Consider the following 23039-nt stretch of genomic DNA (forward strand, 5'->3'; position numbering starts at 1 on the left):
AATGACAAAAACCTCAATGCTTCTCCCCTCGGGAGATGAAGCATTGAGGTTTTTAGTTCACGCTTGTTCGGTTCTCAATCCGCCTTCGGCTTGTCGAACGTGAACGCCTTGCTCCACGTCTTGCCGCCATCGGCTGAGGTGTACATGACCGACGGTGCTTCGGCGTCCGTGGTCACCAACCAAACATGTTTCGCGTCGGCGGCAGCGATGTATTGCGTGCCGAAACCGGCGAATTCTTCTTTGCTCGCGGTCCACGTCTTGCCGCCGTCCGTCGTGACCGAGATCGAATTCGGTTTGTCGCACGCCGAGCAGCGGCCGCCCGCGAATGCCGTCTTCGGATCAACAACGTACAAGGCACCTGGGCCGTTGCCGGTGCCGCTCGGATACTTGTCGTCTTCCATCGTGAAGCCGGGAGCGGGGCCGGAGCCTGCGCCATGCTTGACGATGGCGGGCAGCCAGTTCTTGCCGCCATCGGACGTATGGAACAGCGCGTAGGAGGTCTGCGACATGCCGGATCCGCCGATAATCTCGATCCAGGCATCGTCCTTGCCCGTGGAACGAATGACCGTGCCGAGCGTCTCCGCCTCCACGCCGGTCTTGGTCAGCTGAGCCTTCCACGTCTTGCCGCCGTCCGCGCTATGCATGAGCGAATATTTGCCCTTCCCGGACTGCACGGCCCAGCCGTTGTTCAGATCATGGAAATAGACGTCGCCTGCGACTTGATCCGGAACGTTCAAGGCTTGCCAATTGGCGCCTCCGTCCGTTGTCATATAGTTGCCGCTGAAAGCCGTCCGATCGTCGGTGAAATGCAAGTAAGCCTGGTTCGGCACGGTGCCGGCTTCCGTCCACGTCTTGCCGCCATCGGTGGACTGGATCAGCTTCGCGCTCTTGCCGTCCGCGCTTCCGAGCGTTGCCCATACCTTCGAGCTGCTGAGCGCGAACAGCTGAACGACCGGCCCGTCGCCCATCCGCTGCACTTCCCAGTGCGCGCCGCCATCATCGGTTCTGGCGATCTGGCCGTCGCCGGTCGCCCAGCCGGTCTTGGCATCGGCAAGGCGCAGCGCGGTTACCGTACTGATCGCAAGCGCGCGTTGCGCGGGATTCTCCGCCGCCGAACCGCTTTGTTCGGCAGGCTCATTCGTGGCGGGAGACGTATTACCGGATGACGACGAATTGTTCGGCGTCGTTGCGTCGTTGTCCTCAGGGGCAACATTCGTGTTCCCGTTCGAGGTGCCTCCCTCCGCGGCCGGCGTAGGAAGCTGCGCGGAGGAGTTGTTCTCCTTGCCGCAGCCTGACAAGATCAGGGATAGGGCGAGCGTTAGCGCCGCCGCCCCCTTGCAGATTGTTCGTGTCGTAAACAGGACGAACACCACCTTTGCTTGAGATAGAAGGGAAGCATCGTTCGTACTCATTCGTGAGTGGTACTTCCTTTTTGACGAGCTGACGATAAACTAGGTTGCATGGAGCAAGCAACAACGGGCTTGTACCTCTGTGTACCGGGGCAGGCCGCGTATTGGCTTGCCCTTGGCGTATACTTACTATTACCCAATTGAGCTGACATATTTGTGTAGGGGGCGGATTTCCGATATCGCCCAATTAATTACCAATTGTTTGCTAAGTGGCAGACGGCTATGTTAGAATGAACGTACTTTATTGTAGAACGGAGGGTTACGTGTGATAGACTTTATCCGAGTTCGCTCTTTGCGCGCCTAATTGAATAGCGCCAAGACTCTGCCTGTGTGCAGAGGACTCAGGATAGGTCTGCCCATTAAAGGTAACCCAAGGTGAAACGGACTTTGCCAGGCATCTGGCAACGGTAAGTTTCATTCCGGAGAAATCCAAGCCCCCCGCAAGCGTTGAAGCTGCGCGACTTGAATTTCAAGGTGAAACGGACTTTGCCAGGCAACTGACAACGGTAAGTTTCATTCCGAAGAAGTTCAAGAACCCGTAAGCTTCGGAGCTCTACGTGCTTGAATTTCAAAGGCATAGACGCCGACTGTCGCGGAATTGGCAGTAACGGCTGTTCATGCCAATACCCCTCACGAGATGATCGGATATAGATCTCGTGTACCTTTAATACACCTTTCGGATGCGCGGGAAGGACTGTTTGCCTCTTATTGGAGCAGGCGTCTTTCATCGGCACTCATCCGAGAATGACCTCTTGTCCGTGAAGCAAGCGAGCGTGCATGCAGCTCCACAAGCTTTGCGGAGAGATAACTGAGTTCCTCTCATCGAACGCACAGGCCAAGGCTGACCGTGCGTTTTTTGCTATTTATTTCACACCTTGAAGGGGGAATTCCCATATGGAACCAACGAATAATAAAGCCGTCATCGTAGGCGTTAATTTACAGGACCGCCCGGATTTCGCGTACTCGATGGAAGAGCTGCGCAATCTGGCCGAGGCTTGCAACATCGAAGTCGTCGCGGAACTGACGCAGAATTTGCCCAAGCTCAATAGCTCGCATTACCTTGGATCGGGGAAGGTTGACGAGCTGCTCGGATTGGCGGAAGGACTCGATGCTTCGACCGTTATTTTCAACGATGAGCTGTCGCCTTCGCAAATCCGCAATCTAGAGGGCGCGCTGCAAAAACGAGTCATCGACCGCACCATTCTCATCCTCGACATCTTCGCCGAACGCGCGCAGACGCGCGAAGCTCAGCTTCAGGTCGAAGTTGCCCGCCTGCAGTATATGCTGCCAAGGTTGGTGGGCCTACGCGAATCACTCGGCCGTCAGGGCGGCGGCTCGGGCATGAAGAACAAAGGGACGGGCGAGACGAAGCTGGAGCTGGACCGCCGCCGCATCGAGGACCGGATCTCGGCGCTGCAGGCGGAGCTCGAGAAACTGGTTGCCCGCCGTCAAGTACAGCGCAAGCAGCGGCAGAAGACGGGCGTTCCGGTCGTCTGTCTCGTCGGTTATACGAACGCGGGCAAATCGAGCCTCATGAATGCGATTCTGGACCGCTATATGCCGGACTCGAACAAACAGGTGCTCGCTAAAGACATGCTGTTCGCGACGCTCGAGACGTCGGTGCGCAGCATCGAGCTGCCGGACAACAAGTCGTTCTTGCTCACCGATACGGTCGGTTTCGTCAGCCAGCTGCCGCATCACCTGGTCAAGGCGTTCCGTTCCACGCTCGAAGAAGTCGCGGAGGCGGACCTGCTCATCCAGGTCGTCGATTACGCGAATCTGGAGTATGAACGGATGATCGAGGTGACCAATTCGACCTTGAAGGAACTGGGCGCCGACCATATTCCGATGGTATACGCGTACAACAAGACCGACCTGACCGGCGAGCGTTATCCGCAAGTCAACGGCAATCAAGTCTACCTCTCCGTGAAGGAGCGGGCGGGGCTTGAGGAATTGATCGATGTCGTGAAGGCCCATGTATTCCAAGATTACGTCAAGTGCGAAGTGATCATTCCGTTCGCGGAGGGCCGCCTGGTGGCCTACTTCAACGCGAATGCGCATGTGCAGGCGACGGAATACGAGGCGAATGGCACGCGTATTACGATGGAATGCAAAAAATCGGACTATGAGAAATATCAGCATCTGTTCCTGGAGCCGGAACCTGCGGAATAACAGGCGTACCTAGAGCAGAAGCGAGTTGTTTGCAGCGGGGGATTATCCCGAATTATCCTTCAACATTGTGGGATAATCCCTTTTTTGTGAGAAAATTGATCGATTTCTAGCCAGAGGAAGAACTTGCTTGTTTGCTATTTGTTATCAGGTGTGTTAATCTTGGTTTATTGAGATTTTGACCTGAATTCACATATTGCAGAGGGTTGATGTTTTGATAGCGGTTTAATTAACCTTGTGCAATATGTGAATTTTTTTGTTTGTATCTCGAATAAAAAGGTCATGTAAATTTTTTGGAGGTGTTTCTACATGCAAACAGGAACAGTAAAATGGTTTAACGCGGAGAAAGGTTTCGGCTTCATCGAAGTTGAAGGCGGCAACGACGTATTCGTGCATTTCAGCGCGATCCAAGGCGAAGGCTTCAAGTCCCTTGACGAAGGCCAACGCGTTGAGTTCAACGTTGTTCAAGGCAACCGTGGTCCACAAGCAGAGAACGTTGTAAAACTGTAGAACTGCAATGACAATCCCTAAGCCGCATGGTTTAGGGATTTTCTTTTAGGATGAAGTCAGGCAAGCCAGTTTTGTAAATCCGATTGAGGGGGCATTCTTGTGAATTGGAGACGACCACTGGAGAATTTGCCGGAGGAAATGACGATGATCTGGTCCTGCACGAATCCGGAATGCAAAGGATGGATTCGGGATAGCTTCTCGTTCAAGGATACACCCGTCTGTTCGCAATGTAATTCCCTTATGGTCAGCAGCGAGAAAAACTTGCCGATCTTAATGTCTTCCGACCAGCAGATCAAGCGATTCCGCAAAAATCAGCAGCAAGGAAAAACAGCCGAATAGCGGGCGACCGCTAGGCGATGGAATGGAATAAGAAGGGGCTTTCGCGTCATAACGCGAGAGCCCCTTTATGTTTGTCGCGTGCCTTAGCCGGCTACAGCAGCATTTTGTTCATCGAACGGTTCATCATGTTGATGTTGGCCTGCATCGTATGCTCGTAGACGCGGTAACTGCTGATCGCCGTCGTCACCAGCTGGGACAGATGGTCGCGCTCCTCCACGATCGTCTCCGGCACGAGCAGCGAGAGCAGCACGTCTTCGTTGAACCGCGGATGCTGGCTGCCCTCCACGGCATTGGCGAAGATCGTCTGAATTGGCTCAGACAGCAGGTAAGGCACGAGGAACGCGAGCGGATCGCCGGCTTTCTTCGGACGCAGGACGTAGAACTCGGTCGAACACGCGAACAGCGTGTCGGTCTGGAATTTCTCCACTAGCTGACGGTCGACGAAGCCGACCTGGCGCAGATAAGGCCGCAGGCGGGAGATGATGACATCGCCGGGCTGCAGCAGCTTCTTCTGGCTGTTGAGGGAGGAGGCGAGCTCCTTGTCGCCGCGTATCCTTCCTTCTATCGCATCGCCCGTATCGAGCACGTAGACTTGCTGCGGGTGCTTCTCGAGCGCCTTGGCCGAGATGGCCTTGCTGGATACGTCGATCAGATCGCCCAGGACGACGCCTTGGGCCGACTGCTTGATGGACATCCGGCGTCCGGGGTGATAGCGCTCCGGCGTAAGGATCCAGCCTTCATCGAGCGCATGCGTGCTTTTGACCGTTGTGATCGCCATTGTATACTCACCACCCCATCTGTTCTTGCTGCAGGAACTGCTTGAACTGTTCTTCGATCTCGCGGAGATCATGGTCCAGGCTATCCCAGCTTGGATTGTCGCTTGTGACGAATTCCAACGTGCCCCGCGTATCCTTGCCGGACTTCTCGCTAATGCCGAAGAAGATCGATTCCGCCGGTATGCTCGCAAGCGGAGTTTTGCGCTTCTGGACGAACAGAATGCTCGTCTTCACCGAGGTATGGGGCATGAAGCTCGAGTTCGGCAAGCCGACGACGCCTACGATCCGGACATGCTGCAGCAGCCAGCGCCGCACATCGGCGAATTCCCTGGCGCCGAATTTGCTGTTCGGGAGGATAATCGCCATCCGTCCGCCCGGCTTCAGTAGTTGGACGCAGCGCTCGAGGAACAGCGTGTCGCGCTCGATGCGCGTTTTGCCCCGCGAGCTGTAATAGGAGCTTAAGATTTCCTTCTCCGTAATTTCGCCGGCGAACGGCGGGTTGGTCAATATGACGTCGAACGCTTCCGGAGCCTCGTCTATCCGAAGCACGTCCTCGATCGTCGTCATATGTTCGCTTAGCGAGTGGAACAGCACCTGTTCCTGAAAATGCGGCGATACTAGACTGTTCATCTTATGAATCTTCGGATGCTCGATACCGCCGATATAGAGCAGCGCTCGGGCGACGCGGACCGCCTTGTCGTCATAATCGAAGCCCCACTGCTGGTCGCTCGCGCCTTTCACATAATTGAAGGCGTGGAGCAGGAAGGCGCCGGACCCGCAAGCCGGGTCGAGCACCGACTCGCCTGCCTTCGGGTTCGTCATCCGGATGCAGAAATCGACCACATGCCGCGGCGTGAAGAACTGTCCCTTCGAGCCCTTGGCCGTACGTGACACGATATATTCGAAGAAGGCGTCCAGCGCCTCGAACCGGTAGCTGGTTAGGCGGAAAGGAAGGAGCAGTCCCACGCATACCGCCAGATGCTGCGGGCTTAATTTCGTATGCGTCTCGGTCAGAATGCCTGTCCAGTGGCTGCTCAGCTCGCCGAGCAGCGTATTGACCGCATGGATGGTGGCTGATTCGTCCGCATGATCGCGGAGTAAATTGAGCCCTTGCTGCTCATCCCACACCTTAGCGAGGATGAGCTTGAAAATCTCTTCAAAGTCGCTTTCGCCGGAATTCGCCAGAATGATTTCTTCCAATCGGATAAAGAGGGCGTCCAGCGAATCAGGCAGCATAATATGTCGTTTTCCCACGTGCGATTCACCTCTAGACCAAGACTAACACAATGGCCGTCGCTTTGAAACGATTCGGTCCATTTGCGAGTATACCTGCCTGGCGCGCGGCGCGCTACGAAAATAGGAAAATGAGTTGATACCATTTTTTGACTTGCGGGGTTAAGATGAAAGGAACTAACCATGGCAAGGAGATAAACGTAATGATCAGCGTATTGGCAATCATCGGCATCATCATCGGTTGTTATATCGTCTTCCGCGCGATCCAGCTCACTGTCTTGCAGGTAGGCGAGGCCGGGCGCAGCGGCGAGAAGCTTGGCAAGACGCGGACGGTGGCAGGCTGCATCTGGGTCTATACGAGGGACACCGTCATTTGTCTGTTCTGCTTAACGATCCTGTATGTGAGCGCGCAGCAAATGCTGGGCGGTTCGTTCGGATGGTACATCCTGCTCGCGCTGGTAGGCCTGGGCGGACTGGGCATGTTCTGGCCGAGACGGCTGGAGGAGGACGCTTAGACGTCTCGCGTGCAGGTACGTCCTGTGCGAAAAATACATCCATCAGCAGCAAGCCCCCTTAACTTCGTGCTCGAAGCTAAGGGGGCTTGCTTGCATAGGAGAGGAACCTTAACGGGAACCACCCTTACTGCTTTATGGGGTTGTGCTTAAATCGACCAGCATGTAGATCATTTTGGCGGTCTCGGCACGCGTGACCGTCCCGGCCGGATCGAACTGTCCGGCGCCTTTGCCGTTCACCAGCCCCAGAGCCTGAGCCTGCGCGATGGCTTGCACCGACCAAGGGGATGCCTTGGCCATGTCCGTAAAGTTTGCGCTTGCGGAAGGATTCGGCGTATCTTGCTTCAGCATGGCTTCATACAGACGGATAAGGATCACGCTCGCTTCCTCGCGAGTGATCGTATCCGTCGGACGGAATTTGCCGTCGCTGCCTTGGATGATGCCGATCTCTGCCGCTTGGGCGACATAGTCCGCGTAATAAGCAGTCGGCACCACATCGGTAAAGGCGGAAGCGCTGCTCGCTGCCGTTGTCTCATAGCCGAGCGCACGCACTGCGATCGTAGCGAATTCAGCGCGGGTTACGGCCAGATTCGGACCGAAGCGGTCGGCATCGATGCCCGTGACCAGATGCTTCGCGGCCAGCTTGCCGACATATTCAGCCGCCCAGTTGCCAGCCATGTCGGTGAAGTTCTTCCGGTATTCCATCAGCGCGAACGAGGAGAAATGATCGGTCGTAAACGTTAAGACATTGCCGTTTATCGTGCCGCCCATGTACTGCGCTTCGTCGCCGTTCATGTAGTAGACGCCCGCATAGTCGGGATCGATGGACTTGAGTTCTTCGTCCGACAGTATCCGTTCGATGCGGATTGGACCTGCGAACTGGTGCAGCTCGGCTTGTTGTCCGTTATCCGCTGCTTGGAGCGTGAACGTGAATACGATATCCGTCGCGCGGAGCGGACTTCCGTTACTCGTTGCTTGGTTCAGGATCGTCTTCAAGGAGCCGTCTGCTGCCGTGTTCATGGAAAGCGTAATCGTGTCTGCGCCTTCGAGGCCGCTCGGCAGGGAGGACGCCGGAATATGAAGCGTCAAGGCAGGGGTGCTGATCTGAAGCGTCGCTCCCTTGTCCTTCACCTTCGCGAGCCCTGTTCCGTTCAACTGCAGGGTAAGCTGGCTTTCGCTTGCATTGGCGCCATTAAGCGTAATTTGAATCGTACTCTGCCCGGCTTGCGCCGCGGTGTCGAGCATCGTCTGATCGACGCTGTACGACCCGTCCGCCTGCGGGCTTACCGTAACGTTGGCATTCGCGCCATCGGTCGGCGTAGAAGTGGAAGGCTCTTCCGACGTCGTCGTACCGGAGCCGCCCGGATAGTTACCGCCGCTGCTATTGCTTGTGCCTGTCGTGAAGCCCCAGATCGGCGACAAGCTGCTGCCGCTGTTCGCATCCTCGGCTACGGCATACCATTGATAATACGTATCGGCTTCCAGGTCCGACCATGTGACGGAAGCCTGCTTGCCGCTTGCCGCACGAGTTTGTCCGATCAGCTGGTCCGTATAGACCTTAATGCTCATATAGTCCGTCGCGACGCGCTTGGTCATCGTCGACAGATCGACGTTGAGTTCGAATTCGTCCTTCCCTGGCGCTTCTTTCGGATCGTAATAGTTGTAGTCGTCCAAGAGCGGCGAGTACGTCTTCACGTACACTTTGTCGTTCTTCGTATCGAATTGCAGCAGGCGCATATAACCAAGGCCGCCCTTCTCTGCGCCCTGATAGTCCGCCAGCATCTGATACACCTTGCGGTCCGGCGTACCGTCGCCGTTGTCGTCAATTTCGTCCACCAGCGTCTCCGCATCATGATAATGGCCGGAGAGCGTCGCGAATACGTTCTTGTTCGGGATGACGACGCGCTCATAGATCTCATCGGCAATCGGCGCGCGGTTGCCGGACACGAGCAGGTATTCATGGAAAGCGAGAATGGCTTTGCGGTCCGGATGCTGCTGGACCACTTCGTTCACCCAATCGATCTCGGCGTCGCCGATGTTCCAGCCCATGTAGACGATAATGAAGTCTACGCCGCCGGCCGACACGAGATCATAGTGGCCGCGGTTATTCTGATACGATTCGCCAAAAGTCGGCTGGACTTTGAAACGATCCTCGCCAAACCATTGCCAGTAGTGCGAATAGTCGCCGGTCTGATGCGTGACGTCATGGTTGCCGGCCAGAACGCCGTAAGGGATCTTCGCGTCTTCTAACACCTTCATGTCCTTGTCGGCTTCGATCCACTGATATTCCTGGTCCGCTTCGTCGACAATATCGCCGGTATGGATGACGTATTGAATGTTCATGTCCTTTTGTTGATCGACGATCCACTGCACGTTCTGCTGGTAGATCTCCGGATAGCTCTCCGAGTAATACTGCGTATCGGACATCCAGACGAAGGAGAAGTCATACGGCTCCTGCGAGACCGGAAGTTCGTCCTGCACCATCACTTGGATCTTCTGGTCTTCGGCATAGGTGCCGGCTTTCACTTGGGCAGTCAGTTCAAAGTCGGCCGTTCCCGCGACAAAATGGTCCAGCATGTCCCACTTCGCGCTTGTCGGGTTCCACGCGTACAGACTGACTTTGCGGCCTTCCAGCGACTTGCCCTTCCACGCGAGCTGGACATTGTCCGTTGCTTTAACGGACGAATCGAGCGTCACTTCAAAGCGTTGGTAAGGGAACTGATCGTCCGAATCCGTGATCAGATACTCGCCGTCCTCTTTGCCGATCAAGGCGTAATCGTCCGCCGTGAACGCTTGTTCGCCGGCTGGGATCTTCACCTTCGGCGGCTCGACCTCGTTCGCGTTCTTGAAGGCGGCGAAGCCGCTCTTCGTATTCGCGTCGAAGTTGTAACCTTTGTAGAAGGAGACATTCATCGCATCCTTCGTCGGATCGGTCACTTTAACGGAAAGCGTCGCTTGGCGATTAACATCCGCAGCGTCGACTACCGGCTTCACCAGCTCGGCCGGGAGCGGGTTCTCATCCGGGACCTCGAAGGCCACGGTCTTGCTCGCGGCATTGCCGATCTTGTCCGTTGCCTGGATCACAAAGCTGTGACTGCCCGCGGCAAGCTTGGACGAGGAGGTCGCATACGGCAGCTCTATCGGCTCGCCATCGAGCGTCGCTTCCACCTGGTCAACGCCAGCAAGCGCGTCGCTTACCTGGGCATCAAGGCTGAACGCTCCGCGATAGGTTTTGCCGTTCTGAACGGACGGCACGACCGTCGGCGCGGTATTGTCTACCTTCACCTTGGCGGACACCTCGCCGTATTGCGCGCTGGAGACCGTAATCGTGTGGTCGCCATCGGCTAGCGCTTTCGTATCGAGCGCGTAAGCTTTGGCGGTCAGTTTGTCTAGCGGCAGCGTGAAATGGAAATCGAGCGCCGGATAACGGCCGCTGCTATCGCCCATTTTAATCTCGGTCTCCGGATTGCTGAAGGCCGGATCATACAATACGGTGCCGTTCGACAGGACGAGCCGTACGTTTTTGACCGTGAAATCGTCCTTGTTCTCTTCTGCCCGGTCATCGAATGGCGAGGACTTCGTACCCGCGCGGATCGCGATGACATTGTCGCCTTCTTGGAGGCGGTCGGCGTCAATCGGTACCGACAGCGTCGTGTAGCTGTTGATCGGATCCATGAATGTATACAGAATCTCTTGGCCGATCGTGACGCCGTTCTTGAAGTAGTAGTTCACGCTGTTCGCGTCAAAGGCGAAGTAAGCCGTATCTTCCACTGCCGGATAGGCCGCAGCCGATACATCCTTGCCGTCCACCTTCATCGTCAACGTCTCCGGTCCGGCTTGCTCGGCCGTTCCTTTAATGATTGGCGTTCCGCTCAGGATATCGCCGTCTGCGACATTCAGGCGCACATCGGCACGGGAGTTGCCGCCGGTAATCGCGATGCGGTTCGCCTCGGTCGTGATGGTGTTCGCGCCATCCGAAATCTCATAATAATAGTCCACGTAGGAGCGCCCGATCAGCTCCGGCGAATAGATCGTATGGTGGTAGAGTGTATCGTCATAGCTCGGGTACAGATAGCGCTTGGCGTACGATGCCTGGTTGTCGGTCTTGTAGTAGAGCGCCATCGTAGTCACTAAGCGGTCGTCGGTCGCTTCGGCGACCAATTCCAGGTTGTTCGCTTGGTCGGCAGAGGAGACACCGGTCAGGTCTTTGAATTTAGGGCTGGTCGCATCCTCTGCAACCGTGAGGCCGATTTGCGGCGCTTGGCCGGCTTCGAGAGTGCCTGGTGTTGCGAAAGTAGTGCCCGTGCTGTATTTCAGCATCGAGGTCGTGCCATTCAAGGGATACTTGTACAAAATCCCCATATTATCTTTTGTCTCGTTCGCGACGGCACCGTCATAGTACGCTGCGGATAGCTCCGCATGGGTGTTCGTCCCGATCATGACACCGCGTTTGGAGCCGTTCGCCATGCCATCGCTGTAGACTTTTGCGATATTCACGTTTTCCACGAGGTTGGTATGATACTGTGCGTTGAAGTCCGCAACCGTCTTCGCTTTGTTCTTGCTGTTGATGACCCAGAACACGAAGGTACCTTTGGACGGGATAATCAGATCTTCGCGGTCGGTAGGCCATACGATATCGGCGTCAGGACCGGAGTCGGTATACCGGTAATACACCTTGTAATCCTTGAAGTTCACGGGCTTGTCCGTGTTATTGTAAATCTCGATGAACTCGTAACCGTCTGCACCGTCGACATTCGTGCTGTTCGGGACAAGTTCCGTGACCAGCAGCGCAGGAACTTTCGCGAAGTCAAAGTCCGGCAGGTCGATGGCAATCGCATAGGTTTCGGACTTCACCGTGTTAGCGGCATCCTTGGCCTCGATGTAATACTGCAATGAGGCTTCAGTCAGCGCTTCGCGCGGAATGATTCCACGGTACTCGTTGCCTGCCGAGACCGTCATCTCGACCGCGCTGTACGTACTCTGGGAAGCCGTCTTGTAAAATACCTTGGCTGTCACGGCATCGGCAGCGCCATCGGTTGCGTTCTCCGGATTGGTGATTACCGCATCGATCGTAATATGCTCTTCCGTGTCGGCGGCGGTAACCGGCGTATGGGTAATAACCGGCGGTTGATTCTCCTCCGTCACCGGAGGCAGGGTAACCGGACGCTGAGGGACCTGCTTATCGGCTACTGTCCCTGGCGTTGCGGCTTCTGTGCCTGCCGTCAACAGAACCATCTCGGAGGATCCATTGTCCGGGTAGGTGTAATGAATGCCTTTGTTGGCGATAGTCTGAGTATCACTCTCATAAAAGGCAGAACTGACCTCATAGCCGCGGGCGTCCTTGAGGATCAGTTTGCGCAGTCCTCCGTTGGACATGCCATCGTTGCTAACCCGGAACAGATTGATGCCCTCGACTAGGCTGCTGCCGTAGAGGGTATTGAAGTCGGCTGCAGTTTTGGCTGCGTTCTTGCCGTTCATCACCCAAATGGCGATCGTCTGCTGCGAAGGAATAAGGATCGGGTTGCTGCCCAACGACCATTCCTCATCTTCGTTCGTGTCCGTATGACGATAGATCAGCTTGTAGTCAGTCAGGTCAATCGTCTGGTCGGTATTGTTGTAGACTTCAACGAATTCATAGCCGTCGCTGCCGTCCACATTAGTCGAATCCGGCACAAGCTCCGTAATGAGGAGCGGCGGAACGAGCGTGTAGTCGAAGCTTGGACGGATAACCACCGTGTACTCCGTGGATTTCGCCGTATTCGCACCGTCAGTGGCTTCAATATAATAGCGCAGCTGATCACTGGTGAACGCGCTATGCGGAATGGTAGCCTCATAGCTTGCCCCTTCCTTATGCGTCATGGTCAGCGGCGTGTAGTCGCTTTGGTCCCCAATCGCATAATAGAGCGTGCCGGATACCGCTTCGGCGCCTGCTTCGCCTTCGATCGTCGCGGCAATCACAAGGTCGGTATCGTCGATGGCTTCTGCGAAAGCGGTATGCGAGATCGTCAGCGCCGGCTGCGGTTCGACCGGCGGAGAAGAAGCTTCATCCGATGCGACCGGAGGTGCTTGATCCGGCTCGACTGTCCCTGGAGTTGCGGCATTTAAACCTGCGCTGGAGATCGTCATCATTGCCGATCCATTCAGCGGATAGTGATAGAAGATTCCTTTGTTTTTCTGAGTCTGATCGTCGTTCTCGTAAGAGGCGGTAACGATGGTTGTCCCGTCGCCGTCTTTCAGGATAAAATCGCGCGGGCTGCTGTAGTGCATTCCGCCGCCGCCATCATAACGGAATAAGTTTACATTCTCGATGAGGCTTGTCCCGTAATTGGCGTTGAACTGGTCGGCCGTTAGGTCCTTATTTGACAAATTGTTGGTATTCATAACCCAGAGGACAACGGATTGTTTGGCTTCGATGATGACATCGCGGCCTGAGGTGGGTGTCCACTCATTATTCGTCGTGCCGTAGTGATAAATGAGCTGATAGTCTTTGAGGTTAATCGGCTGCGTCGAGTTATTATAGATTTCAAGGAATTCGTAAGCATCGGAAGATTGCACATTCTCGCTATCAGGCACAATCTCCGTAATGAGCAGCTTCGGTACGCTAGCATAGTTAACGGCTGCTGCTGTACCTGTATCATTGTCGGCGGCATAGCTAGCCGGAACGACCATGCCGGCCATCATGCTGGCCAACGTTACAACGGATGTCCACCGCTTCAGTCTTCGGTTACCCAAGTTTCACACGCTCCTGTTTAGTAGGTTCAGATGCTTCCTGCTGCCAAGCGGGTCTTGTTCAATCCCGTCCTGATTCGTTGATTTCCCTCCTTAGTGACGTGGAGAATAAACCCAAGGACAAGTCTATCGGTCCCGTATTAATAAAATATCAAGCTCTCGTAAAGAAATTGTAACGACAGGCGCGGAGTTTACCCTGCGTCAACAAGGCAGCGGGCAAATTGACGCTGAACTTGGTTGGTAGGTACAATGATAAGGTTGGTTATTGGACGGGTGTTCGGAAGGAGATAGAAGATGGAATCGATTGGTTTGGTATTGGAAGGCGGCGGCATGCGCGGGGTATATACCGCCGGCGTACTCGAATATTTCTCGGAACAAGGCGTGTACTTCCCGTATACGATCGGCGTCTCGGCGGGGGCGTGCATGGCGGCGAGCTATCTGTCCCGGCAGCAGGGGCGCAACCGGACGGTCAATGTCGAGTGGGTGAAGGATTCGCGGTACATTTCATGGGGCAATCTGCTCAAGAAAGGGCAGCTGTTCGGCATGGATTTTGTGTTCGACGAGATCCCGAATAAGCTCGTTCCGTTCGACTATAAGGCTTTAGAAGCCAGTACAGAAGAATTCGTCATCGGGACGACGGACTGCCGGACCGGCGAGACCGTGTATTATAAGAAAAGCGAGCCGGATTTCGACGTGCTCCACATCCTGCGGGCGTCCAGCTCGCTGCCGTTCATCGCGCCGATCGTGGAGCATGCGGGCAGACAGCTGCTCGATGGCGGGATCTCGGACCCGATTCCGCTGCGCAAGTCGCAGCAGGACGGCAACAAGCGCAATGTGCTGGTGCTCACGCGCAACCGCGAGTACCGCAAATCGCCGAACCGCTTCGCTTTCGCGATCCGGCGTGCGTACGGCAAGTATCCGGCCTTCGTCGATAGGATGCTGAAGCGGCATGAGACCTATAACAGTACGCTCGCCTACATCGATGAGCAGGAGAGCAAGGGCACGACCTTCGTGATCCGGCCGCAGGAGCCGCTCGTCGTCGGTCGCATGGAGCGGGATAGCAAGAAGCTCGATGCCTTGTATCGGCAGGGCTACGAGGATGCGAAGCGTCTGCTGCCGTCGCTGCAGGCATGGATGGCTCAGGAACAATAAGCTTCATAACCTAGCACGAATTGCGCATATTTACGCGATTATCTTATATTTGTCGGCGCGGGGATGGGATTTATAATACAGTCATGGCGATCATCATATCCATCATATACAGCATATAGACCCCATAGGAGGATCTTCGTTTCATGCGTACCTTTTTCCCGCGATTGAAGGGCAACAGCAGAGGCTGTCTCGCGTTCGAACCGCTGTTTCTAATCCCTTACAGCATGTTTGCCACGTATGCCACCATCTATATGCACGAGCTCGGCCTCAGTGAGACGCAGATCGGATGGGTGACGACGCTGACGTTGGTAGTCCAGGTGTTCTCGTCATTTATTAGCGGCTATCTGACCGACCGGATGGGGCGGAAGGCTGCGCTGCTCACGTTCGATCTTCTCAGTTGGTCGGTCGGCACCTTGTTGTGGGCCGTATCCCAGAATATTTGGTTCTTCATTGCCGCGGCGCTCATTAATGGCTTTCAGCGCGTTCCCCATACGGCATTCTACTGTTTGCTTGTCGAAGATACGGAGCCGAGAGAGCGTACATACGTATTTACATTGCTGCAGGTGATCGGCGTCGTAGGCGGTCTGTTCGCGCCGCTCGGCGGGCTGATCGTTCATGAGTACGGCATGGTCACGGGCGTCCGAATCATGTACGTGCTGGCCTTTGTCTTCATGACGGCACAATTCCTCGGACGTCATTATACGACGCACGAGACGGAGATGGGTCTGCGGAAGAAGCGGGAGGCGCGAGAACTCGGTCTGCGCGCAAGCTTGCAGGATTATATGACGACGATGCGGGCCGTCTTGGCCGACCGCGGCCTGCTGCTTATGTTCGGGGTCTACATCTTATTCAATTTCCAAATGACCATTAAGGGGACGTATCTCTCGTTATACTTGGCGGATGGCCTCGGCATGGATGAGGGCTTGATCTCGCTCGTGCCGGCCGGCTCCTCGGTCGTGATGCTGCTCGTGCTGTGGCTGGTCATGCCGCGCATACCGGAGCGGCTTACGAATCGCACGATGCTGTGGGGATTTGTCTTATCGGCCGTCTCGAACGGCATGCTCGCGCTCGCGCCGGCGGGTGCCATGGGCTGGATCGCCGCGAGTACGGTGCTGTCGGCCGGGGCGACGATGATTACGGCTCCCTATCTCGAAGCTGCCGTAGCCAACGCCATCGACGACGAGCGGCGAGCGAAGATGTTCGCGATTCTGTCGGTGCTCGTGCTCCTCGCCGTATCTCCGTCCGGCATCATCGGCGGTTGGGCGTATACGCTTGCGCCCGAGCTGCCGATCTGGCTCGCGACCGGCGCATTCGTGCTGAGCATACCCTTACTTGTAGCGGGCGCGAAGCGGGCGGTTCGGTAGCCGGCCTTAGGCCGGAATCATTTCTTGACTCATAGCTAGGACGGAAGAGGGCGGCAGCGATGCGCGGCCCTCTTCTTTGTTTGATCTGGGCGTCGCTTCGCCGCTTTCCTCACTTCTTCTCCGCCCTCGTCTGCTCCTGCAGCGAATTCCGCTCCCAGAAGACGCCTTCCGAGTAGCCTTGGATGGTGGCATCGTTCTCCGCCAGCTCCAGACGCTTCTCTGCCAGGCAGCAGAACGTCTCATCGCGCTCGATCCCGACATAGCGGCGGTTCAGCTTCTTGGCGACAACGGAAGTCGTGCCTGAGCCGAGGAATGGGTCGAAGACGACATCCTGCTCATCGGAGCTGGCCAGGATGATCTTGGCGAGCAACTTCTCCGGCTTCTGCGTCGGGTGATCGGTATTCTCCGGCATCGACCAGAACGGCACGGTCAGGTCCGTCCAGACGTTGGACGGATGGGTGAGGCGGTATCGGCCGCCGTCTTCATCGTCGTCCCAGTCCTTCGGCTTGCCGTCCGCGCTGCGGTAAGGGGCAACGACTTTCCGCTTCATTTTGACCCGGTCGACGTAGAACTTGTACGAACTGGACTTGGTGCAGAACCAGATATCCTCGGAAGCATTCTTCCAATTCGCTAAGGCCCCGCGGCCCTTCTCCCGTTCCCACGTAATCCGGTTATGAATCTGCAAATATTTCGACGCGACCTCATAGATGGAATGGCTCGAACGCCAGTCGCCGCAGATATAGACCGAAGCATCCGGCTTCAGAATCCGGACCAGCTTCGAGAACCACGATTCCAACCACTCGGTGTACGCTTCATGCTCCATGCGCGTGAAGGTCTTGCCGTTGAAACGTTTGGTCAAATTATAGGGCGGATCGATGAAAAGCAGATCCACGAACTGCTCGGGCAAGTAGTCGAGCGCTTCGAATAGATCCTGATGAATGGTCTTATTCATGATTTCGTCTGGCGCCGCTAGGCGATCCAAGGCAATCAGACGCTCTTGGTAGCCCTGCTGCTCGCCTGTCTGTAACAGAAGCGTGCGGTTGCGGGCAGCTCTTTTCTTCTCGGGTTTCTTCTCAAGGTCCATCCGTTAACGCACCACCTGTGCTGCTTGTCTCGTGTCTCATTATATCGGAAACGATTGGCAAGCGTAAATGTTACGTCCAAACGGCAAAAAAGCTACGCCAATCCTTCGTGCCTCAGACGAATGGAATGGCATAGCCTTTCATGTGGTTGCCGGGGACGGCGCCTTTCTTACCCGAACCTATTGCTACTCGTTGCCGTTCATATATTTCTCGGTCAGAATGGACAGCAGCTGAATGCCGACCTCGTTCTGCCCGCCTTCGGGAATGATGAGGTCCGCGTACTTCTTGGACGGCTCGATGAACGCCTCGTGCATCGGCTTAACCGTCTTCAGGTACTGGTCGTGAATCGATTGAATCGTTCGGCCACGCTCTTCGATATCGCGGAGCACGCGGCGCAGGATGCGAACGTCCGGATCGGTGTCGACGAATACCTTAATGTCGAGCAGAGGACGCAGTTTCTCGTCGGAGAGCACGTGCAGCCCTTCGAGAATGACGATATTGTTCGGCGCGAGCTCGACGGTCTCCGTCGTGGAACGGGCGTGAACGGTGAAATCATAGACCGGCGCATAAGCCGTCCGGCCTGCCTTGAGGAGCGTTAGATGCTCGACCAGCAGTTCGTTATCAAAGGCGAAGGGGTGATCATAGTTGATCGTTTCGCGTTCGGCCATACTAAGTTCCGAATGGTCTTTATAGTAATTATCCTGTGAGATGAACGTGACGAGCTCTGAGCCTTGACGGTCAATAACGGAGCGTGCGACCGTCGTTTTGCCAGAGCCGGTGCCGCCTGCGATACCAATAATAAGCATGGCGTTCCAATAAACCTCCCTAAAATACGAGCCAATTGCAATTCCAGTATTGTAGCACAGTAGGCGTTATTTTTCATCTTTCGTAAAGGGCGTGGGAAACAGGCATTTGCAGGAAGGATTCCTGCTGCAAGGTACGGGCGGATTTCCTCGGATGCAGGCGGGTTTGGTATGCTTAGAGAAAGACGCAAAGCGAGGAGGAGGCCGATGATGAGCGAGCAACCACACGTAGAATACAAGAGTGGCCGAATGCCCCAATGTGCTTATACCGAAGGTAAGCACGAAACGATTACGCTTGGAATGGGCTGCTTCTGGGGACCGGAGGCGCTGTTCGGGCAATTGCCGGGCGTTCAGCGCACGCGCGTCGGCTTCGCCGGAGGCACGGCACCGGATCCGACCTACCGCCAGATGGGCGATCATTCCGAGGTCGTCGAGGTCGATTATATTCCGGCGCTGCTTCCGCTTGCGGAGCTGCTGGAGCTGTTCTGGAACAGCCATAACCCGGATAACATTAACGGGTACAAAGGGCGGCAATATTGGTCGATGGCGCTGTATCGGAATGAAGCGCAGTTGGCCGTGATTAAGGCTGCCTTACAGAAGCGTGCGGCAGAAGGGTTGAACGTGACAGGGGCGGCCACGGAGGTCGCGCCGTTTGCGGCATTCTACCTTGCGGAAGACAAGCATCAAAAATATTATTTGAAGCGTTATCCGGACGCCATAGAGAAGCTGAGCAAGCTGTACCCGGAGCACGATGAGCTGGTACACTCGACGCTGGCCGCGCGGCTGAACGGCGTAGCCAAAGGTTATGCGAGCCGCGAGCGAATCCTTGCGGATATTGCGTCATGGCCGATTGATTCGGCGAGCAAGGAAGCGATGTTGGCGGTGATTCGGCAGATTCGCTGGTAGAGGGGATTAGGTCCTAGTCCGCAATCTTAGGGGCATGGGTTCCCGCAGCCAAAATCCGTTCCAATAATCCACTATTTAGTTCATAGGACCTATTCGTGTACACTAGAAGCAACTCCAAGAATAAAGGTGAACACGATGATGAGAACGATCGCGAAGCTGCTGCTCGTATCGATGGTAGGCCTGATCGGTGTGGGAGCGACGACTGCCGCAAGCCCGCTCGCGCGCACGCAGAAGCTGGGGATTCTAAATGATAGCGGCACCCACTGGGTACTCCAGAACAGCGCGGACTATAAGATGAAGTGGACGGTGCGGGATTCGAATCCGTATCAGCACTATGAGCTGTATGCAGGACCGGGAGGGTTGGTCTATGTGCAGACGACCGACGAGTTGAAGGCCATCCAGCCTGCGACAGGCAATGCGGTCTGGAAGCATCCTAGCTTGTGGGACAGCGAGCTTGATCCGGTCATCGGCAGCGATGGCGCGTTCTATAAAGTGGCGTATGCCAAAATGGACCATGCCATCTACGTCACCCAGGTGACGCGCTTCAACAGCGACGGCACGCTCAGCGTCTATAAGCTTGGCGATCGGCTGACCAGCGCCGAGGTAGATGCCCAAGGCCAGTTCCGTCTGCGGGCGGCAGGCGATACGCAAGGACATTTCGTGCTAGCCACGAACCAAGGCCTCGTCTCCTTGAATCCGGATGGCAGTACGAACTGGACACTTGGCAAGGTGTCGACGGACAGCGGCGAGATCGATCTCACCGCGGTGGACGACCTGTTCGCGGACGGCCAAGACCGGCTCTACGTCCGCCTGGGCGGCACGATGCTGGCGCTTAACCTGGACGGCAGCCTGCTGTGGGCGCGCGACTATGGGCTCCAGGATCTGCGCAACACCTACCTGGTGACGAAGGACGGCTACCTCCTTCAGTCGACGTCCTCGAACGATTACGGCGCCTATCCCGTTAGGCTCTATGAGATGGCCGAGACAGGTCTGAAGGCCGTCTATCAACCTTCGATTATCGCCAGCCAAATGGCCAATCAGGATGGACGCGGCGGAATCTACCGGGTGAACGAGACGCAGGAGATGGTTACGGACAGCTGGCTGAGCACGGGCGCGTTCCAATGGACGTATCAGCTGGGAAAAATGGAGCGGGCTTCCGGCCAAGGCCTCAGGGCCGATACGATGAGAACCGACGCGAAGGGCAATGTCTACGTCGGCTCCAATGTCGGCAACGTCTACGCCTTGGACAATCTCGGCAAGCCGCGCTTCATCATTGCCGTGAACAATGCGCAGCAGTCGTACCCGGACATCCTGCCGGTTAGCGACAGCCTGACGCTGATCGCGGTGAACAATCGTCTGGTGGCGATTGAGAAGGTCGCGAAAAAGAGTTAGTATCTATTTAATAAGAGCTCGAATCAACCAACCCTCTCTTGGGGTTGGTTTTTTGTTGGGCTGTCGGTGGTATATAGCGAATGACCGCAGTATGCGAGAAGGCTGCCTGTATTTTTTGATCAGGCGGCACCGAAAAGCGTTCCTTCCCACGAAACTATAACCATCGGCTCGCGTGCTGGCCATTATGGGCTTGCCCGCTGGTCTAACCGCGCTTGTACCGGGCATAGTAAGTAATTAGGGGCGCGGGCGCTTTTCATTGATGATGGCTTGAAACCTATGGTAGAATGTTATTATTTATTCACACAAAGGATGTTGATGCAGTGCAAATTACGATCGACGGTTTGAACATAAATTATCAGGTAGCCGGTGAGGGACAGGAAGTGCTGCTGCTGCATGGATGGGGCGCCGAGTTGAACACGTTTGCCGCCGTCCACGCGAATCTCGCACAGCATTTCAAAGTATATTCGATCGATTTCCCGGGCTTCGGCAAGAGTCAAGAGCCGCGCGAGGTGTGGGGCAATACCGAATACGTGGAATTCCTCCACAAGTTCATACAGGCCATGGGAATTAAGCGCCCGATTCTGCTCGGTCATTCCTTCGGCGGACGGATCAGCATCGAATATGCGTCCAAGTACGACGTGAAGAAGCTCGTGCTGACGAATACCGCGGGCATTAAGCCCAAGCGCAAACTGCAGTATTATGTGAAGGTTTACACGTACAAGGCGGTTAAGAACATCTTGCGCATCCCGGGACTGCATCTGTTCCGCGACCGCGTGCTGAACTACTGGAAGGCGCGGACGGGCTCGACCGACTACAAGAACGCCTCCGGCGTGCTGCAGCAGATTTTGGTGCGAGTCGTGAATACGGACTTGAAGCATGTGATGCCGCAGATTAAGGCGCCGGTGCTGCTCATATTCGGGGAGACGGATACGGCGACGCCGGTTGAACACGGGAAGACGATGGAGAAGCTGATGCCGGATGCAGGACTTGTCGTGCTGAAGACGGGGCATTTCTCCTATTTGGAACGGCCGCAGGAATTCGCCATTATCGTAAACAAGTTCTTGGAGAAGGACAAACGGGGGAGCTTATGACAACTATTCTGCATATCATCGCTGTTGTCGCGTGGCTGCTCTATGCACAGAAGAAGCTGCTTCGCAGCGTGCATATGCTGCAGCTGAATTCATACCGCAACGAGCGGTTCTGGAAGTGGTACAAAGGCAATATCGGCAAGACGGTCCGCATCGCGGAGATTCTTCCGCTGATCGGGCTGATCCTCGTTATAGCAGGTTCGGAAGTATGGGGCTCCCTCGCGTGGATGGCTTCATATTTTATTTTGTTTATGACCGCCCCGAAGGAGATCGAGAAGAAGAAGCTCGTCTATACCGCCCGGGTCAAAAGATTGCTGACCGCAACGGCCGTGCTCGCTATAGTAATCGGATTAAGCCTGCTGCTGCAGCTTGAACTCGGCTATGCGCTCATGTTCGCGGCGACGATCGTGCCTTTCTTCGTCATCCTGATCAGCAATACGGTCATGCTCCCGGTGGAGCATCGCATTAGTCTCTATTATCTGAATGACGCGAAGAAGAAGATTCATCAGTACCGCCAGCTCGAAGTGATCGGCATTACCGGTTCGTTCGGCAAAACGAGCGTGAAGCACTTCCTGGGCACCGTGCTCTCGCAAGGGTTCAACGTCCTTATTACGCCGGAGAGCTACAACACGCCGATGGGCGTGACGCGCACCGTGCGCTCGATGCTGACGCCGACGCATGAATATTTCGTCAGCGAGATGGGCGCCAAGCAGCGCGGCGACATCAAGGAGATCTGCGACCTGGTCAGCCCCAAATACGGGATCATCACGGCGATCGGCGAGCAGCATCTGGAGACGTTCAAGACGCTCGATACGATCAAGAAGACCAAATTCGAGTTGGCGGAGGCCCTTCCGGCCGACGGCATCGCGTTCCTCAATATCGATGACGAGAATGTCGCGGCGCAGCTGAAGGTCGCGAATATCAAAGCCAGAGTGGCCACGTACGGCATTCATTCGGCACAGCTGGACTATCGCGCGAGCGACATTCGCTACACGCGGGACGGCACGTTCTTCAAGGTCACCAAGAAGAGCACCGGCGAAGAGCAGGAATTCCAGACCGTGCTGCTCGGCGAGCACAACGTCTATAACCTCCTCGTGAGCATCGCGGTCGGCAGCGAACTTGGCGTGCCGCTGACGAAGCTGGCAACGTACGTGCGCAAGGTGCGTCCGGTGAAACATCGTCTGGAGCTGAAGAAGAACGGACCGGTGACGATCCTCGACGACAGCTTCAACTCCAATCCGGTCGGCTCCAAGGCAGCGCTCACGGTGCTGTCCCAGATGGAAGGTAAGAAGATCCTGATCACGCCGGGGATGATCGAGCTCGGCGACAAGGAATATGAACTGAACTTCGCCTTCGGCACCAAAGCCGCCGAGGTATGCGATTACGTCCTGCTCGTCGGGCAGTCGCAGACGAAGCCGCTGCAGGATGCTTTCGTCAAGGCAGGCTACCCGGAGTCGAAGTATAAGGTAACGAAGAATCTGAAGGAAGCGCTGCAGCATATGAACCAGGTGACCGAGCCGGGATGCATTGTGCTGCTCGAGAACGACCTTCCGGATAACTATAACGAATAGCGAG

General features: G+C 55.8%; 16 protein-coding genes. 10 read left to right on the forward strand and 6 right to left on the reverse strand.

Going from position 1 to position 23039, the window contains the following annotated elements:
• Positions 1–74: 74 nt before the first annotated feature.
• A complete protein-coding gene (locus FHS18_RS25975) occupies positions 75–1412 on the reverse strand; it encodes a WD40/YVTN/BNR-like repeat-containing protein (protein ID WP_183603303.1) in 1338 nt (445 codons plus the stop codon).
• An 891-nt stretch (positions 1413–2303) separates the two neighbouring features.
• Between FHS18_RS25975 and hflX the strand changes: the two genes are divergently transcribed.
• From hflX to FHS18_RS25990, 3 genes are all read left to right on the forward strand, one after another.
• Positions 2304–3581, forward strand: a complete 1278-nt coding sequence (gene hflX, locus FHS18_RS25980; protein ID WP_183603304.1) for a GTPase HflX — start codon at positions 2304–2306, stop codon at positions 3579–3581.
• A 306-nt stretch (positions 3582–3887) separates the two neighbouring features.
• Entirely contained in the window at positions 3888–4088 is a 201-nt protein-coding gene (locus FHS18_RS25985) for a cold-shock protein (RefSeq protein WP_016423690.1), read from the forward strand.
• A gap of 99 nt (positions 4089–4187) precedes the next feature.
• The gene (locus FHS18_RS25990; protein ID WP_343060678.1) at positions 4188–4427 is read left to right on the forward strand and encodes a cold-shock protein; all 240 of its coding nucleotides are present in this window, start codon (positions 4188–4190) and stop codon (positions 4425–4427) included.
• A gap of 91 nt (positions 4428–4518) precedes the next feature.
• Here FHS18_RS25990 and FHS18_RS25995 read toward each other — a convergent pair whose 3' ends face one another.
• Positions 4519–5205 (reverse strand): restriction endonuclease subunit S domain-containing protein, encoded by a 687-nt coding sequence (locus FHS18_RS25995; protein WP_183603305.1) that lies wholly within the window; start codon positions 5203–5205, stop codon positions 4519–4521.
• Between the two features lie 7 nt (positions 5206–5212).
• Positions 5213–6457, reverse strand: a complete 1245-nt coding sequence (locus FHS18_RS26000) for an N-6 DNA methylase (protein ID WP_183603306.1) — start codon at positions 6455–6457, stop codon at positions 5213–5215.
• Positions 6458–6639: 182 nt separating this feature from the next.
• Here FHS18_RS26000 and FHS18_RS26005 point away from each other — a divergent pair, with 182 nt between their 5' ends.
• On the forward strand, positions 6640–6951 hold the full coding sequence (locus tag FHS18_RS26005) for a hypothetical protein (RefSeq protein WP_183603307.1): 312 nt from the start codon (positions 6640–6642) through the stop codon (positions 6949–6951).
• Positions 6952–7083: 132 nt separating this feature from the next.
• On the opposite strand, the gene FHS18_RS26010 is transcribed toward FHS18_RS26005, so the two are convergent.
• A complete protein-coding gene (locus tag FHS18_RS26010; RefSeq protein ID WP_183603308.1) occupies positions 7084–13680 on the reverse strand; it encodes a lamin tail domain-containing protein in 6597 nt (2198 codons plus the stop codon).
• 291 nt (positions 13681–13971) lie between these two features.
• Between FHS18_RS26010 and FHS18_RS26015 the strand changes: the two genes are divergently transcribed.
• Positions 13972–14829 (forward strand): patatin-like phospholipase family protein, encoded by an 858-nt coding sequence (locus FHS18_RS26015; RefSeq protein WP_183603309.1) that lies wholly within the window; start codon positions 13972–13974, stop codon positions 14827–14829.
• A 143-nt stretch (positions 14830–14972) separates the two neighbouring features.
• Positions 14973–16193, forward strand: a complete 1221-nt coding sequence (locus FHS18_RS26020; protein ID WP_183603310.1) for an MFS transporter — start codon at positions 14973–14975, stop codon at positions 16191–16193.
• A gap of 109 nt (positions 16194–16302) precedes the next feature.
• Here the strand turns inward: FHS18_RS26020 and FHS18_RS26025 are convergent, their stop codons facing one another.
• Entirely contained in the window at positions 16303–17277 is a 975-nt protein-coding gene (locus tag FHS18_RS26025) for a DNA-methyltransferase (protein ID WP_183603311.1), read from the reverse strand.
• Between the two features lie 183 nt (positions 17278–17460).
• Entirely contained in the window at positions 17461–18081 is a 621-nt protein-coding gene (gene udk, locus FHS18_RS26030) for a uridine kinase (RefSeq protein WP_183603312.1), read from the reverse strand.
• Between the two features lie 204 nt (positions 18082–18285).
• Here udk and msrA point away from each other — a divergent pair, with 204 nt between their 5' ends.
• From msrA to FHS18_RS26050, 4 genes are all read left to right on the forward strand, one after another.
• Positions 18286–18984, forward strand: a complete 699-nt coding sequence (gene msrA / locus FHS18_RS26035; protein WP_246427914.1) for a peptide-methionine (S)-S-oxide reductase MsrA — start codon at positions 18286–18288, stop codon at positions 18982–18984.
• Positions 18985–19119: 135 nt separating this feature from the next.
• Positions 19120–20376 (forward strand): outer membrane protein assembly factor BamB family protein, encoded by a 1257-nt coding sequence (locus FHS18_RS26040; protein WP_183603313.1) that lies wholly within the window; start codon positions 19120–19122, stop codon positions 20374–20376.
• A gap of 320 nt (positions 20377–20696) precedes the next feature.
• The gene (locus FHS18_RS26045; protein ID WP_183603314.1) at positions 20697–21467 is read left to right on the forward strand and encodes an alpha/beta fold hydrolase; all 771 of its coding nucleotides are present in this window, start codon (positions 20697–20699) and stop codon (positions 21465–21467) included.
• The gene (locus FHS18_RS26050; protein WP_183603315.1) at positions 21464–23035 is read left to right on the forward strand and encodes a UDP-N-acetylmuramoyl-tripeptide--D-alanyl-D-alanine ligase; all 1572 of its coding nucleotides are present in this window, start codon (positions 21464–21466) and stop codon (positions 23033–23035) included. The genes FHS18_RS26045 and FHS18_RS26050 overlap by 4 nt, the downstream gene beginning before the upstream one ends.
• Positions 23036–23039 lie beyond the last annotated feature (4 nt).

Origin of the sequence: Paenibacillus phyllosphaerae, from assembly GCF_014192105.1 — a bacterium.
In the GTDB taxonomy this organism is placed as follows: Bacteria; Bacillota; Bacilli; order Paenibacillales; family Paenibacillaceae; genus Paenibacillus_Z; species Paenibacillus_Z phyllosphaerae.